Genomic DNA, 13614 nt, shown 5'->3' on the forward strand with positions numbered 1-13614 from the left:
CTCCGATTGTCGTTACTGATTGGCCGGAAAGCTGGCGCGCAGCATGTCGTCAAGAATGGCGCGGGCCGCCGCTTTCGGGTCTTCCGCCCTGACGATCGGGCGGGCGACCACCAGATGGCTCGATCCGGCCTTGATGGCGTCGTAGGGTGTCATCACCCGCTTCTGATCGCCGAGATCTGCGCCTGCCGGGCGAATGCCGGGGGTGACGACGGCAAGGTCCGGGCCGAGGATTTCGCGCACGGCGGTCGATTCTTCCGCCGAACAGACGATGCCGCCCATGCCCGCCTCGCGTGCCTGCTCCGCCCGGCGCAGCACCAGCGAACGGGCGTCAGAGGCATAACCCGCCTCGGCGAGATCGACGTCGTCCATCGAGGTCAGCACGGTGACGCCCAGCAGGCAGAGACCGGAGCCTTCGGCGGCCTTGACGGCAGCGCGCATCGCCTTGGGATAGGCATGCAGCGTCAGCATCGACATACCCATGCGGGCGATGTTTTCGACACCGGAGGCGACGGTGTTGTCGATGTCGAGCAGTTTCATGTCGAGAAAGACCTTCTTGCCGCTCTGGACAAGGTCGCGCGCGAATTCGAGACCGCCGGCAAAGACCAGCTGATAACCGATCTTGTAGAACAGAACCTCGTCGCCGATTTTCGACACGATGTCTTCGGCCTGCAGCACAGTCGGAACATCCAGCCCGACGATGAGTTTTTCGCGCGCGGTCATTGTCTTATCCCTGCCATGTTTCCATTGCCGTCCAGTCGCATGTGGGGGACGCGGCTGCAAGTGAAAAGTCGGCGATGGAGAAGCGAAAGAGATTGCCGCCGCCGGGCGGCTGGTCCTTGCTGCGGCTGATGCCGCGGCCTTCGATATGGCATTTCAGAAGCGTACCCACGCCACCATGGCCGACAAAGGCGATCGGCTGCTGCGGGTCGTGCCGGTCAAGAATGGCTTTGACTGCCCCGACGATCCTTGTCTGAGCGTCGATTGCACGCTCCCAGCCGTGAAAGCTTTCTTCGGGATGGGCGAAGAACCAGTCCGCCGCCTTTTCGAATTCCGGCGGCGGCAGGAAACCGGTGGCGGACCGATCATTTTCGTGCATCGCCTCGACGATGTCCATTTCCGCCCCGGAGGTTTCAGCCAGGATGCGGGCGGTTTCGATCGCCTTGGTCTCGGCGCTGGAAACGATGCGGCGCAATGACCGTGCCCAGGGCAGGCGGCTTGCCTCACGCGTCCGCTCGGCACCCCTGTCCGAAAGCCCCCATTCGGGGACGGGAACAGCCGGATCGATCTTGACCTGGGGGTGGGTGATGTAGAGCGCGTGCATGGCAATCGGTCCTCAAGGGCGACGGAAAGGGCAAATCGACACCCTAACCGTTCGTCACGACCGGGAAATGACGGGTTCCGGCACTCTGTCGAATATCAGGCCCGCGTATAGGTCCACAATTGCGCCGGCGGAATATTGCGCACGATGAAATCGAAATGGCGGATGTGGTAGAGATGCGGCTGCGCGACGATGGGGGAAATCGGGCCGTAGGATATCTGCACGACGGGCCGGCCATGGGGCACGCGCTTCAGCAATTCGTCGAGAAGCTTGATACGGGCGGCCATGGGGAAATTCAGCATCGGCACGGCGGAAACGACGCTGTCGAACATCTGGCCCTTGTGTTCGCCAAGCGTCGCATCGAGATCGAAGGCGTCGCCATTGACGAAATTGACGCCCGGATAGCTCATGAGCAGCTGATTGTAGAAATCGGTCGAATATTCGATGGCGGTCAGGTTTTCCGGCTTGATGCCGCGCGCCAGAATGGCCTTGGTGATGACGCCCGTGCCCGGGCCGAGTTCGAGAACCGGCAGGCCGGAATGGGGATTGATGACACTCGCCATTTTTTTCGCCGTGATCGACGATGTCGGCACAATGGCCCCGACTTTTTTCGGCTGGCTGACCATGCCCTTGAAAAAGCGGATTTCTTCTTCAAATTTCTGTTCAAGCCGTTGCTTCAGGTTAAGTGCCATAGTTCCCTCAGATGCTTTTGGTCATTGTCAAAAAACTGTTACGCAATGTTGATCCCATTTGGCGCAAAAACAAGGCAAAATGTCGTAACTGGAAAAATTCACTTCCGACGTGAAACCTTCTTCGGCCGAATCAAAAAACGCCGGTGAAGCAGTTCCCCGGCGTTTTGGATGAAACCGATGAGAAATTCGCGTTTTCAAACGCGCATCGGCATCAAAACATATAACGCATCATCGCCAGCGGTGTCGCGAACGAGCGTCGGCGAGCCGGCGTCGGCCAGCAGGAAAATCGCGTCGTCGCCGGAAAGCTGCGAGGTAATGTCGAGCAGATATTTGGCGTTGAAGCCGATTTCCATCGAATCATTGTCGTACCCAACGGCGACTTCTTCCGTAGCACTTCCCGAATCCGGATTGTTGACGGTTAGCGTCAATTGCCCCTCTGTCAGCGCCAGCTTCACGGCGCGGCCGCGCTCGGAGGAAATGGTCGAGACGCGGTCGACAGCCTGCGCGAAGGTCTGGCAATCGACCCGCATTTCCTTGTCGTTGCCGGTCGGGATCACGCGCTGATAATCCGGGAAGGTGCCGTCGATCAGCTTCGAGGTCAGAACGACCGAGCCGATGGTCAGGCGGATTTTCGCATCCGAAACTTCAACCGTGACTTCCAGTTCCGGGTTGTCCATCAGCTTCTGCAACTCGCCGACGGTCTTGCGCGGAATGATGATGCCCGGCATGCCTTCGGAGCCGGAAGGCGCATCCACATCGGCGCGCGCCAGGCGGTGACCATCGGTCGCGACGGCGCGCAGCTTCAGCTCGCCATTGCTTTCGATGGTATGGAAGAAGATGCCGTTCAGGTAATAGCGCGTTTCTTCGGTCGAGATCGCAAATTGCGTCCGGTCGATCAGCATCTTCAGGTCGGTCGCCTTCAGTTTGAAGGTGTGGCTGAAGGTGCCGGCCGTCAGGTCCGGGAAGTCCGCTTCCGGCAGGCATTGCAGCGAGAATTTCGAACGGCCAGAGGCGACCGTCATCGAGGAGCCGTCCGGATTGGTGGCCAGAAGCACTTCGGAACCGTCCGGCAGCTTGCGCACGATTTCATAAAGCAGGTGCGCCGGCACGGTGGTGGCGCCTGCCTGCTCCACCATGGCCGGCGTCGCTTCGGTGATTTCGAGATCGAGGTCGGTCGCTTTCATGTCCAGATTGGCGCCGGAGGCGCGCAGCAGGACGTTGGACAGGATCGGGATCGTGTTGCGACGCTCGACGACCCGGTGGACGTGGTTCAGCGATTTCAGAAGGTTCGACCGCTCAAGAGTAATACGCATGGACGCTACCGCTTTCAACCGTTGCGAACCGGCCACCGCCGGATCGGCAAGAAGAGTCTTCACCGGCCAGAAAGCCGGATAATGTGGACGGGCAAAATGGCAGAGTTATTGCAGGAAATGCAAGAGCCGAGTGCATCTGCCGCGGGTCATTTTGCTGCTATACAGCATGATCCACAGGCTGGCACCGCTTATGGACCTTGTTCGCCTGTTTTCTATTGCCCATAAAGAGGGGTAAACCAGAGCGGCCGGCCAGACAGGATCGGCCAGAATGATTGGAAGCCGAGTGACGGAAGATATATCGAACAGCGACATGAGAGAGGCGACCAAGAGCTTCAGGATCGGCACTGCCACCATTCCGGCGCGGCCGCTGGAGCCGGCGCTTTATCTCGTGGCCACGCCCATCGGCAATCTTGGCGATATAACCATCCGCGCGTTGGAAACGCTGGCCTCGGCCGATGTTCTCGCCTGCGAGGATACCCGCGTCACCCGCATCCTGCTCGAACGTTATGGCATCCGCACCCGCCCGCTCACCTATCATGAGCACAATGCCAACGAAGCGGGGCCGAAGCTCATTGCGGCGCTCGAGGCGGGAAAATCCGTGGCGCTGGTCTCGGATGCCGGAACGCCGCTCGTTTCCGATCCCGGTTACCGCCTCGGCCAACTCGCGCTCGAGGCCGGGCACCGTGTCGTGCCGGTGCCGGGAGCATCCGCACCGCTCGCCGCCCTCGTGGGTTCGGGAATGCCGAGCGACGCTTTCCTGTTTGCGGGCTTCCTGCCGGTAAAGGATCGCGGCAAGCGCGACCGTTTTGCCGAACTCGCGAAAATCCCGGCCACATTGATCTTCTTTGAATCGCCGCATCGCATCGGCGCTTCCGTCAAGGTCGCGTCCGAAGTGCTCGGCCGCGACCGCCGCGCCGTGGTCTGCCGCGAACTGACCAAGACCTTCGAGGAGTTCCGGCGCGGCACGCTGGGCGAGCTTGCGGATTATTACGATGGCGACCGTGTGGTGAAGGGTGAGATCGTGCTTCTGGTGGAGCCGCCCTCCTATGACGAGATTCCCGATATCGAGGATGTCGAGAAACTGCTGAAGGATCTCGTCGCCACCATGCCCGCCGCCAAGGCGGCAGGCGAAGCCGCAAAGCTGACGGGCCTGCCGCGCAAGGAGCTTTATCAAAGGCTGCTGGACATGAAGGAAACGGATGGCCGCTGACGGGCGAAGCAATAAAAGGCGCAAGGCCGAGCGACGCGGCCATGCCGCGGAATATTGGGCGGCTCTTTATCTGCTGCTGAAGGGATATCGCATCCTCGCCATTCGTTATCGCACCCGGCTGGGCGAAATCGATCTCATCGCCCGCAAGAACGACCTCGTCGCCATCGTCGAGGTCAAGGCGCGAACGTCCGGCGAAGGTGCCGTGGATGCGGTCGGTTTCCATTCGCAGCAGCGTATTCGGGCCGCTGCCGATCTATGGCTCGCCCGCCGCAAGGATGCCGCGCGGTTTTCGCTGCGTTTCGATATCATCGCCGTTTTGCCGCGACGCCTGCCGCAGCATTTTATCGATGCCTTTTGAGGGGAGGGAAAAAATGTCCACCGAGCGGGAAAAAATGGCTGCGGGCGAGTGGTACAGCTGCATGGATGCTGAGCTGGATATATTGCGCTGGCGGGCACGAGGGGCAGTCCACCAGCACAATACGATGCCGCCGGATGGGCGCGGGGCAATGGCCCCCTTGCTACGGGCTCTTTTCGCTTCTGTTGGAGAAGGGGCATTTATCGAAGCGCCGTTTCATTGCGCTTACGGTTTCAACATCACGCTGGGCAAAAATGTTTATCTCAATGCCGGCTGCACCATTCTCGATTCCGCGAAAGTTACGATAGGCGACGGCGCGATGCTGGGGCCTGCGGTGCAGATCTATTGTGCGGAACACCATCTGGACCCGGTGCCGCGCGCGCAAGGCATTGAAATCGCAAAGCCCGTCACGATCGGCCGTGATGTCTGGATCGGCGGCGGAGCGATCCTTCTGGCTGGCATCACCATCGGTGACGGAGCGATTGTCGGCGCCGGTTCGGTGGTGACGCGCAATGTGCCGCCGGGGGTTACGGTGGTCGGAAATCCGGCTCGGCCCATAAAGCGCATGGCCGACTGAGATTTTCGTCAGTCGCTGTAATAAATCTGACATGGAACTGTCAAAGAGGCGTCATGGAACGTCTCTATTCGCATCCTCATCCCAATAAATGGTGGAGAGGATTTAGTAATGTTGAAGAAGATTTCCATGGCCGCAGTGGCCGTCAGCATTTCGGCGACGTCTTCCATGGCTGCTACCAACATCACCTGGTGGCACGGCATGGGCGGCCGCAATGGCGAAGTCATCAACGAAGTCGCCCAGAAGTTCAACGAAGCCCAGAAAGAATGCGCTCTGACGCCGGTTTCCAAGGGCTCCTACGAAGAAGCCCTGGCCAGCGGCATCGCTGCTTTCCGCTCCGGCGAACAGCCGAACATCCTCCAGGTTTTCGATGCTGGCGCCGCCACCATCATCAACGCCAAGGGCGCTGTCATTCCCGCCGAAGACCTCATCAACAAGGCCGGTTACAAGTTCGACCGCGACGCCTTCATCAACGGCGTGCGTTATTTCTACGCTGCCGCTGACGGCAAGTTTGTCGGCATGCCGTTCAACTCCTCCGCTCCCATCATGTACGTCAATGACGAAGCCCTGAAGAAGGCCGGCGTCGAAGCCCCGAAGACCTGGGAAGAGTTCGAGCAGGTTGCGCCGAAGCTGAAGGAAGCCGGCTACATTCCGCTCGTTCAGTCGCAGCTGACCTGGCAGTTCACGGAGAACTTCTTCTCCCGCAACAACATCCAGTTCGCCACCAACAACAACGGTTACGACAGCGTCACCGACACCAAGCTCAAGGTCACCGACCCGAACCTCGTCATGATGTTCGACAAGCTGAAGGACTGGAAAGACAAGGGCCTGTTCGCCTATTACGGCGCCGGCTGGAACGACAACCAGAAGCCGTTTGAAGAAGGCAAGGTCGCCTTCTGGATCGGTTCCTCGGGCTCCTTCGGCGGCCTGCAGAAGACGGCGACCATGCCGTTCTCGGCAACCTTCCTTCCTTACTGGGGCTCCATCAAGGGTGCCGGCACCAACTCCTTCATCGGCGGCGCTGCGCTCTTTGCAATGTCTGGCAAGTCTGAAGCCGAAAACAAGTGCGTGGCCGACTTCTTCCAGTTCCTGACCTCGCCGGAAATCCAGGTCTTCTACCACAAGGCAACCGGTTACGTCGCCATCACCAAGGCGGCTTACGAAAAGGCCAAGGCTGAAGGCTACTACAAGGAAAAGCCGGTCGCGGAAGTCGGTATCCAGCAGCTCTCGCTGCCGGGCGGCGAATGGTCGAAGGGCTACCGCCTCGGCTTCTACCCGCAGATCCGCGCCGTCATGGAACGCGAATATAACCGCATCTTCTCCGGCGAAGTTACGCCGAAGGCTGCTTTCGAGATCATCGAGAAGGAAGGCAACGACCTGCTCGCCCGTTTCGCCAAGACGGCCGGCTGATCGTCTGTTTCGAAACCAATGACCATTGCCGAGCCTCCTTTCCCACGGAAGGGAGGCTCGCTCTCGGATAAGGAAGCGCAAGCGTGGCCTATACATCGTCTCAACCGCGCCGGTTTTTGTCCGGCTGGTCCGCAAAGGCTGGAAAGCCAGCCAAACCTGCCGACGCCGGCATGAAGCGCGTGCAGTTCTCCTCGTCCTACGTACCGTACCTGTTTCTGGCGCCGCAGCTTGCGGTGATTTTCATCTTCTTCTACTGGCCATCGGTTCAGGCCATACATTCGTCCTTCTATATCGAAGACCCGTTCGGCTTCGGCGCTTCCTTCGTCGGACTTGCCAACTATTCGGATGCGATCTTCAGCCCCGAATATCTCAGCATCGCCAAATTCACGGTTGTCTTCACCGTGATGGTCACCTTCTTTTCGCTGGCGCTCGGCCTGCTGCTCGCCGTCAAGGCCGACGCGGTCATTCGTGGCAGCTCGACATACAAGACGCTGTTGATTTCCGTCTATGCCATCGCGCCGCCGGTCGCCGGTCTCATCGGAATGATGTTTTTCGACCAGCATATCGGCCCCTTCGTCAAGATGGCCGCATTCCTCGGCTGGGACATGAAGGTCGGCCTCAATTATTTCGATACGGCCTTCGCCATGATCGTCGTCGCGGTCTGGAAGCAGATCCCTTACAACTTCATCTTCTTCCTTTCGGGTCTTCAGGGCGTGCCGGTCTCGGTGCGGGAAGCCGCCGCCATCGACTGCCGCTCGGGCTTTCGCCGGTTCTGGACGGTGATCATGCCGCTTCTGGCGCCCACGGCCTTCTTCCTGCTGATCATCAACATCACCTATGCGCTCTTCGACACATTCGGCGTCATCGACGTGATGGTGAAGGACAAGGCGGCCAACAATCCGATCACGCTGGTCTACAAGGTGTTTCTCGACGGTTTCCGCGGCAATGACATCGGTGGCTCTTCTGCCCAGTCCGTCATCCTGATGCTGGTCGTCTTCGTTCTCACCATCATCCAGTTCCGCTTCATCGAAAAGCGCATCCATTACAATTGAGGGAAAAGACCATGTACAAGACAAAACCCCTCGATCATCTGGTGCTGATCATCGGCGCGCTGTTCCTGATATTACCGGTCATCGTGGCCTTCATGACCTCCACCCACACCGCTGCGGAAATCCACCGCAGCGGTCTGACGATGGTTCCCGGTGACAATTTCATCGAGACTTATGAAAAGGTCCTGACCCAGAAGGGCGGCTTCACCGGGCAGATCACGGGTCTCAACATGGTGTTGAATTCGCTGATCCTCGGCATCGGTTTTGCCGTCGGCAAGATCGTCCTGTCGATGACGGCGGCCTATGCGATCGTCTATTTCCGCTTTCGTTTTGCGACGCTCGCCTTCTGGATCATTTTCACCACGCTGCTTCTGCCGCTCGAAGTGCGTATCATGCCCTCCTACGAGGTGATGAGCAAACTTGGCCTTCTGAACTCCTATACCGGCCTCATCGTGCCGCTTCTCGCTTCGGCGACAGGCACCTTCTATTTCCGGCAGTTTTTCAAATCCGTGCCGGAGGAGTTGCTGGAGGCTGCCCGCATTGACGGCGCAGGGCCGGTGAAGTTCTTCATCGACGTTCTCATCCCCCTGTCCCGCACCATGATGGCGGCGATCTTCATCATCATGTTCGTTTACGGCTGGAACCAGTATCTCTGGCCCATGCTGATGACGACGGATGAGGGCTTCTTCACGCTGATGCGCGGCATCAAGTCGATCCTGCAGGTCTGGGTCGGTTCGCAAATTCCCGATTACAACGAAGCTTTCGCGCTCGCCGTGCTGGCCATGCTGCCGCCGGTGCTGATCGTCGTCATTTTCCAGCGCTGGTTCATCAAGGGCCTGACCGAAAGCGATAAATAAGGAGACCGAAATGGCCGCGATAGAAATCAGTCAGGTCTGCAAGGATTATCATGGCGGCGTGCGCGCCGTGCACCACGTCGATATCGACATCAGGGACGGCGAGTTCATCGTTCTGGTCGGCCCTTCCGGATGCGGCAAATCCACGCTTCTGCGCATGGTCGCAGGGCTTGAGGATATTTCCGAAGGCACGGTGAAGATCGGTGACCGGGTGGTCAATCAGGCCGATCCGGCGGACCGGGATATCGCCATGGTGTTTCAGAACTATGCGCTTTATCCGCATATGTCGGTGCGCCAGAACCTGGAATACGGGTTGAAGAACCGCAAGACGCCGAAGACTGAGATCGATGCGCGTGTGGCCGAAGCGGCGCGTATGCTGCAGCTCGAACCCTATCTGGATCGCAAGCCGCGCGCCCTTTCCGGCGGCCAGCGGCAGCGCGTCGCCATGGGTCGCGCCATCGTGCGCAAGCCGGCGGCCTTCCTGTTCGACGAGCCTTTGTCCAATCTCGATGCCAAGCTGCGCGTTTCCATGCGCGGCGAAATCAAGCGCCTGCAAAAGCGCCTCGGCACCACCTCGATCTACGTCACCCACGATCAGCTGGAAGCCATGACGCTGGCCGATCGCCTTGTGGTGTTGAATGGCGGCCGTATCGAACAGATCGGCGCGCCGCTCGATGTCTATCACACCCCTGCCTCAACCTTCGTTGCGAGTTTCATCGGCTCTCCCGCCATGAACCTGCTGAACGCCGAATTGCATGGCGATAGCCTCGCCATCGGTCCGTCGCTCTTTGCGCTCAACGGTTTCGCACCTGCCTCCGGCCCCGTGACGGTGGGCATGCGGGCGGAAGATTTCCGCCTCGCTACGGCAGGTGAGCAGGGCTTCCCGCTTCGGGTCGACTACATCGAGGAACTGGGGTCACAGCGCCTTATCCACGGCATGATCGGCGACCAGAGCCTGACAGTTGCTTTCCCGCCGGATGTCGAGGTTCCGTCTGCGCTCTCCGTCACGATAGCGCCGGAAAAACTGCATTTCTTCTCCAGCGAAACCGGCAAGCGCATTGCCGGCAAAGCGGAGCAGCTGGCGACGCAGCCCACGCAAATGGCGACGGCCTGAGTGCTTCGCAGAAATCGGCGCGATGACTAAAATTGCGCCGATTGTCAAAACTGCTTCGTTACGATCCCGATGATAGAAGACCTCCAATATTTCACGGGGGTTTTCTAATATGTCCTTCAAAATGATGTTCGCTGCCGCAGCAACCATGGCGATCCGCACGGTGCCGATATTGCCGGCCTATTTGCGCCGGTCAAAAGACGAGGCCGTTGTCAGCGCATCCTGCACCGATCTGCGGCTTCAGCCGGCCCCCATCAATCCGGAATGGATCATTTCCGGCAACCCCCAGGCGCGCGCGGCGGATCATTCCAGAAGCGGCGACCGTGCTTCCAGCACCGCCATGTGGGATTGCACGGCGGGGGAATTCCGCTGGTTCTTCGGCTGGGATGAAACCGTGTATATTCTCGAAGGCGAAGTGCATGTGACCGCGGAAGACGGTTCCATCAGCATCCTGCGGGTCGGCGATGTCGCCTATTTCCCTGCGGGAACATGGGCCACCTGGCGGGTGGATGATTATGTCCGAAAGGTCGCTTTCATGCGCCGTCCGTTCCCCAAGGCGCTGGCGCTTGCCTATCGCGTCAAGAACAAGCTGTTTGCCGGCCGTTCCTATAAGCTGGCGGCCTGAACCCATAAAACATTCCAGTCGGCGGGGCCTGCATGGCTCCGCCGACGGAATTGTGAAGGTTCAATAAAACTCACACAAACCACCGCTTGCAGCAGTTGCCTTTGAATGGTCGCTGCCCTACATCTTCAGGGTTTTCTGAAGCATTTCCGGGTTTCTATCGGTCCTGCAGGGAAGCTTGAAAAGGCGAGGCAATGGGCACCGCGGGCCGGCAAAGCGTCCGCATGCTGCAAGAGGAACATGCGCATGGCGAAGATCAAGAACGTCGCGATCCAGATGGATCATGTCTCCGGCATCAATATCGCCGGTGACTCCACCTTCGCCATGAGCCTTGAGGCGCAGGCCCGCGGATACCGGCTGTTCCACTATACCCCCGAGCGCCTTTCCATGCGCGATGGCAAGATTTACGCCACTGTCGAGCAGATGGAACTGCGTGATATCAAGGGCGACCATTTCTCGCTCTCCGAACCGGAGCGCGTCGATCTGTCGACCATGGATGTCATCCATCTGCGTCAGGATCCGCCATTCGACATGGCTTACATTACCTCGACCCATCTGCTGGAACGCATTCATCCGAAAACGCTGGTGGTCAACGATCCCGCCTGGGTCCGCAACTCGCCGGAAAAGATTTTCGTCACCGAATTCGCCGATCTGATGCCGAAGACGCTGATCACCAAGGACGTCGAGGAAATCGCCCGCTTCCGCAATGAAATGGGCGATATCATCCTCAAGCCGCTTTACGGCAATGGTGGCGCCGGCGTCTTCCATTCCGCGCGCGACGACCGCAATTTCTCCTCGCTGCTGGAGATGTTCGGTCAGATGTTCCGCGAACCTTACATCGCCCAACAATATCTGCCTGACGTCCGCAAGGGCGACAAGCGCATCCTCCTGGTAGATGGCGAGCCGGTTGGCGCAATCAACCGCGTGCCGGCGGAAAACGACGCCCGCTCCAACATGCATGCCGGCGGCCGGCCGGAACCGACGGAACTGACGGCGCGCGAGAAGGAAATCTGCCGCCGCATCGGCCCTGCCTTGCGGGAACGTGGTTTCCTTTTCGTCGGCATCGATGTGATTGGCGACTATATGACGGAAATCAACGTCACCTCGCCGACCGGCATTCGCGAAGTGCGGAAATTCGGTGGTGCTGATGTCGCAAGCCTGTTGTGGGATGCGATCGAGAAAAAGCGCGAAGCGCAGGATTTCTGAGGCGAGCTTACGCCGATCCAGCTTTGTTCCGCGAGTACAACTAGACACAACTAAAATACATCGCCAGCGAGAAATTGTTCGCTGGATGTTCTTGTTTTATTCTTTGCCCTGTGGCACGTTGCTTGCGGGTGGCCGTGATGGGGCGTGAAGTTCTGTTGATGCGGCCGGTTTGCGGGGGCAGGCCATGGTGGCAAGGGTCAATACGGTCGCATTTCAGGGCATAGAGGGTGTGCCCGTCGAGGTGCAGGTCATGGTCGCACCGGGAAAGGTGGGCATCCAGATTGTCGGCCTGCCCGACAAGGCGGTGGCCGAAAGCCGCGAGCGGGTGCAGGCCGCGCTGCATGCCTCGGGTCTGGCGCTGCCGGCAAAAAAAGTCACGGTCAATCTCGCGCCCGCCGATCTGCCCAAGGAAGGATCGCATTTCGATCTTCCCATTGCGCTGGGCCTCATGGCCGCTTTGGGCGCGATACCGGCGGAAATGCTGGGACGTTATGTGGTTCTCGGCGAACTCAATCTCGATGGCACCATCGGTATGGTTTCGGGCGCCCTGCCGGCGGCGATCGGCGCCAATGCGCTTGGCAAGGGGCTGATCTGCCCGGCTGAAAGCGGGCCGGAAGCGGCTTGGGCCGGCGCCGGTATCGATATTCTCGCCCCGCGCAGCCTGATTGCGCTGGCCAATCATTTTCGCGGCACCCAGCTTCTCTCGCGCCCGACGCCCGCCATTCGCGCCAACCCGGTCAATCTGCCGGATTTAGCGGATATCAAAGGACAGGAAAGCGCCCGGCGTGCGCTGGAGGTGGCGGCCGCCGGCGGCCACAATCTGCTTATGGTCGGCCCGCCCGGCTCCGGCAAATCCATGCTCGCAGCCCGCCTGCCGTCCATCCTGCCGCCGCTAGAGGCTGCGGAATTGCTGGAAGTTTCGATGGTTCATTCCATCGCTGGCCAATTGTCCGGCGGCAAGCTCTCGGACCGCAGGCCGTTCCGCACCCCGCACCATTCCGCCACCATGGCGGCGCTGATCGGCGGGGGGCTTCGCGCCAAGCCGGGTGAGGCTTCGCTCGCCCATCACGGTGTTCTTTTTCTGGATGAGTTCCCGGAATTTTCGCCGCAGGTGCTCGATGCACTGCGCCAGCCGCTGGAAACGGGCGAATGCATTATTGCGCGGGCCAATCACCGCGTCAGCTATCCGGCGGAAATTCAGCTCGTTGCGGCGATGAACCCCTGCCGCTGCGGCATGGCGGGAGAGCCGGGTTTCACCTGCGCCCGAGGCCCGCGCTGTGTGACGGATTATCAGGCCCGCATTTCCGGCCCGCTGCTGGATCGTATCGATATCCGCATCGACGTTCCCGCCGTCTCCGCCGCCGATCTCATCCGCCCCGTCGCGTCAGAGCCGAGTGCCGCGGTTGCCGCCCGTGTCGCCCGGGCGCGCCTTGCGCAGCAGGAACGTTACGCTGCAGCGGGATTTGGCGCCATTCGCACGAATGCCCGCTGCACGACGACCCTGATAGAAAAATATGCCGAGCCGGATGCGTCCGGGCTGCAATTGTTGCGCGATGCAGCCGAGCGGCTGAAGTTCTCTGCGCGCGGTTATCACCGTATTCTGAAGGTTGCCCGCACCCTGGCCGATCTGGATGGCAAACAGACGGTCGGCCGCATCCATGTGGCGGAAGCCGTGTCCTATCGTATCGCAGGCGAAAGGCTGACGGCGGCAGCGTAGAGCATCCAGTAAAGTGCGAAGCGGTTGTGCGTCCGGAAATCCGTAAAAACAGGGAGATAGAGCACATCCAACGATTCCGTTTAAACCGGATATGCTCTGGAAGGTTGCCCTTTGTGCCTTGCCTAAAAAATATTGTGCCGCCAGCGGAGCCGGCGGCACATAAGAATATTCGCTAATCTGACG

14 protein-coding genes are annotated in these 13614 nt (G+C 59.7%); 10 read left to right on the forward strand and 4 right to left on the reverse strand.

The window, feature by feature from the left end:
* Positions 1-12: 12 nt before the first annotated feature.
* From pyrF to dnaN, 4 genes are all read right to left on the reverse strand, one after another.
* Entirely contained in the window at positions 13-720 is a 708-nt protein-coding gene (gene pyrF / locus EM858_RS11300; RefSeq protein WP_127756750.1) for an orotidine-5'-phosphate decarboxylase, read from the reverse strand.
* 4 nt (positions 721-724) lie between these two features.
* Complete coding sequence (locus tag EM858_RS11305) at positions 725-1321, reverse strand: histidine phosphatase family protein (protein ID WP_127756751.1); 597 nt, start codon at positions 1319-1321, stop codon at positions 725-727.
* A 95-nt stretch (positions 1322-1416) separates the two neighbouring features.
* Positions 1417-2010 (reverse strand): phospholipid N-methyltransferase PmtA, encoded by a 594-nt coding sequence (pmtA, locus tag EM858_RS11310; RefSeq protein ID WP_127756752.1) that lies wholly within the window; start codon positions 2008-2010, stop codon positions 1417-1419.
* Between the two features lie 194 nt (positions 2011-2204).
* Entirely contained in the window at positions 2205-3323 is a 1119-nt protein-coding gene (gene dnaN / locus EM858_RS11315; RefSeq protein WP_127756753.1) for a DNA polymerase III subunit beta, read from the reverse strand.
* A 268-nt stretch (positions 3324-3591) separates the two neighbouring features.
* Between dnaN and rsmI the strand changes: the two genes are divergently transcribed.
* The 10 genes from rsmI to EM858_RS11365 all read left to right on the forward strand — a co-directional run bounded on the left by rsmI (position 3592) and on the right by EM858_RS11365 (position 13431).
* Positions 3592-4533: a 16S rRNA (cytidine(1402)-2'-O)-methyltransferase gene (rsmI, locus tag EM858_RS11320; RefSeq protein ID WP_127756754.1), complete on the forward strand. Its 942-nt coding sequence runs from the start codon at positions 3592-3594 to the stop codon at positions 4531-4533.
* Positions 4523-4891, forward strand: a complete 369-nt coding sequence (locus tag EM858_RS11325; protein ID WP_080818122.1) for a YraN family protein — start codon at positions 4523-4525, stop codon at positions 4889-4891. Before rsmI ends, EM858_RS11325 begins: the two co-directional genes overlap by 11 nt.
* A gap of 13 nt (positions 4892-4904) precedes the next feature.
* Complete coding sequence (locus tag EM858_RS11330) at positions 4905-5465, forward strand: sugar O-acetyltransferase (RefSeq protein WP_127756755.1); 561 nt, start codon at positions 4905-4907, stop codon at positions 5463-5465.
* Between the two features lie 108 nt (positions 5466-5573).
* A complete protein-coding gene (locus tag EM858_RS11335; protein ID WP_080818117.1) occupies positions 5574-6872 on the forward strand; it encodes an extracellular solute-binding protein in 1299 nt (432 codons plus the stop codon).
* A gap of 83 nt (positions 6873-6955) precedes the next feature.
* The gene (locus tag EM858_RS11340) at positions 6956-7924 is read left to right on the forward strand and encodes an ABC transporter permease subunit (RefSeq protein ID WP_174024117.1); all 969 of its coding nucleotides are present in this window, start codon (positions 6956-6958) and stop codon (positions 7922-7924) included.
* Positions 7925-7935: 11 nt separating this feature from the next.
* Complete coding sequence (gene ugpE / locus EM858_RS11345; protein WP_003520108.1) at positions 7936-8778, forward strand: sn-glycerol-3-phosphate ABC transporter permease UgpE; 843 nt, start codon at positions 7936-7938, stop codon at positions 8776-8778.
* Positions 8779-8788: 10 nt separating this feature from the next.
* Positions 8789-9889: a sn-glycerol-3-phosphate import ATP-binding protein UgpC gene (locus EM858_RS11350; protein WP_127756756.1), complete on the forward strand. Its 1101-nt coding sequence runs from the start codon at positions 8789-8791 to the stop codon at positions 9887-9889.
* A gap of 109 nt (positions 9890-9998) precedes the next feature.
* Positions 9999-10511 carry a cupin domain-containing protein gene (locus tag EM858_RS11355; protein WP_080818111.1) on the forward strand — a complete coding sequence of 171 codons (513 nt, stop codon included), beginning with the start codon at positions 9999-10001 and terminating at the stop codon, positions 10509-10511.
* A 243-nt stretch (positions 10512-10754) separates the two neighbouring features.
* Entirely contained in the window at positions 10755-11714 is a 960-nt protein-coding gene (gshB, locus tag EM858_RS11360) for a glutathione synthase (protein WP_003503823.1), read from the forward strand.
* Between the two features lie 184 nt (positions 11715-11898).
* Complete coding sequence (locus EM858_RS11365) at positions 11899-13431, forward strand: YifB family Mg chelatase-like AAA ATPase (protein ID WP_127756757.1); 1533 nt, start codon at positions 11899-11901, stop codon at positions 13429-13431.
* Positions 13432-13614: the final 183 nt, after the last annotated feature.

Origin of the sequence: Agrobacterium sp. CNPSo 2736, assembly GCF_004005385.1 — a bacterium.
Taxonomy (GTDB): domain Bacteria; phylum Pseudomonadota; class Alphaproteobacteria; order Rhizobiales; family Rhizobiaceae; genus Agrobacterium; species Agrobacterium leguminum.

Coding starts and splice junctions, on each gene's coding strand:
- pmtA (WP_127756752.1), bottom strand. CDS start 2,010: ATGGCACTTAACCTGAAGCAACGGCTTGAACAGAAATTTGAAGAAGAA.
- ugpE (WP_003520108.1), top strand. CDS start 7,936: ATGTACAAGACAAAACCCCTCGATCATCTGGTGCTGATCATCGGCGCG.
- EM858_RS11355 (WP_080818111.1), top strand. CDS start 9,999: ATGTCCTTCAAAATGATGTTCGCTGCCGCAGCAACCATGGCGATCCGC.
- dnaN (WP_127756753.1), bottom strand. CDS start 3,323: ATGCGTATTACTCTTGAGCGGTCGAACCTTCTGAAATCGCTGAACCAC.
- EM858_RS11330 (WP_127756755.1), top strand. CDS start 4,905: ATGTCCACCGAGCGGGAAAAAATGGCTGCGGGCGAGTGGTACAGCTGC.
- EM858_RS11335 (WP_080818117.1), top strand. CDS start 5,574: ATGTTGAAGAAGATTTCCATGGCCGCAGTGGCCGTCAGCATTTCGGCG.
- EM858_RS11325 (WP_080818122.1), top strand. CDS start 4,523: ATGGCCGCTGACGGGCGAAGCAATAAAAGGCGCAAGGCCGAGCGACGC.
- rsmI (WP_127756754.1), top strand. CDS start 3,592: ATGATTGGAAGCCGAGTGACGGAAGATATATCGAACAGCGACATGAGA.
- gshB (WP_003503823.1), top strand. CDS start 10,755: ATGGCGAAGATCAAGAACGTCGCGATCCAGATGGATCATGTCTCCGGC.
- EM858_RS11305 (WP_127756751.1), bottom strand. CDS start 1,321: ATGCACGCGCTCTACATCACCCACCCCCAGGTCAAGATCGATCCGGCT.
- EM858_RS11350 (WP_127756756.1), top strand. CDS start 8,789: ATGGCCGCGATAGAAATCAGTCAGGTCTGCAAGGATTATCATGGCGGC.
- pyrF (WP_127756750.1), bottom strand. CDS start 720: ATGACCGCGCGCGAAAAACTCATCGTCGGGCTGGATGTTCCGACTGTG.
- EM858_RS11365 (WP_127756757.1), top strand. CDS start 11,899: ATGGTGGCAAGGGTCAATACGGTCGCATTTCAGGGCATAGAGGGTGTG.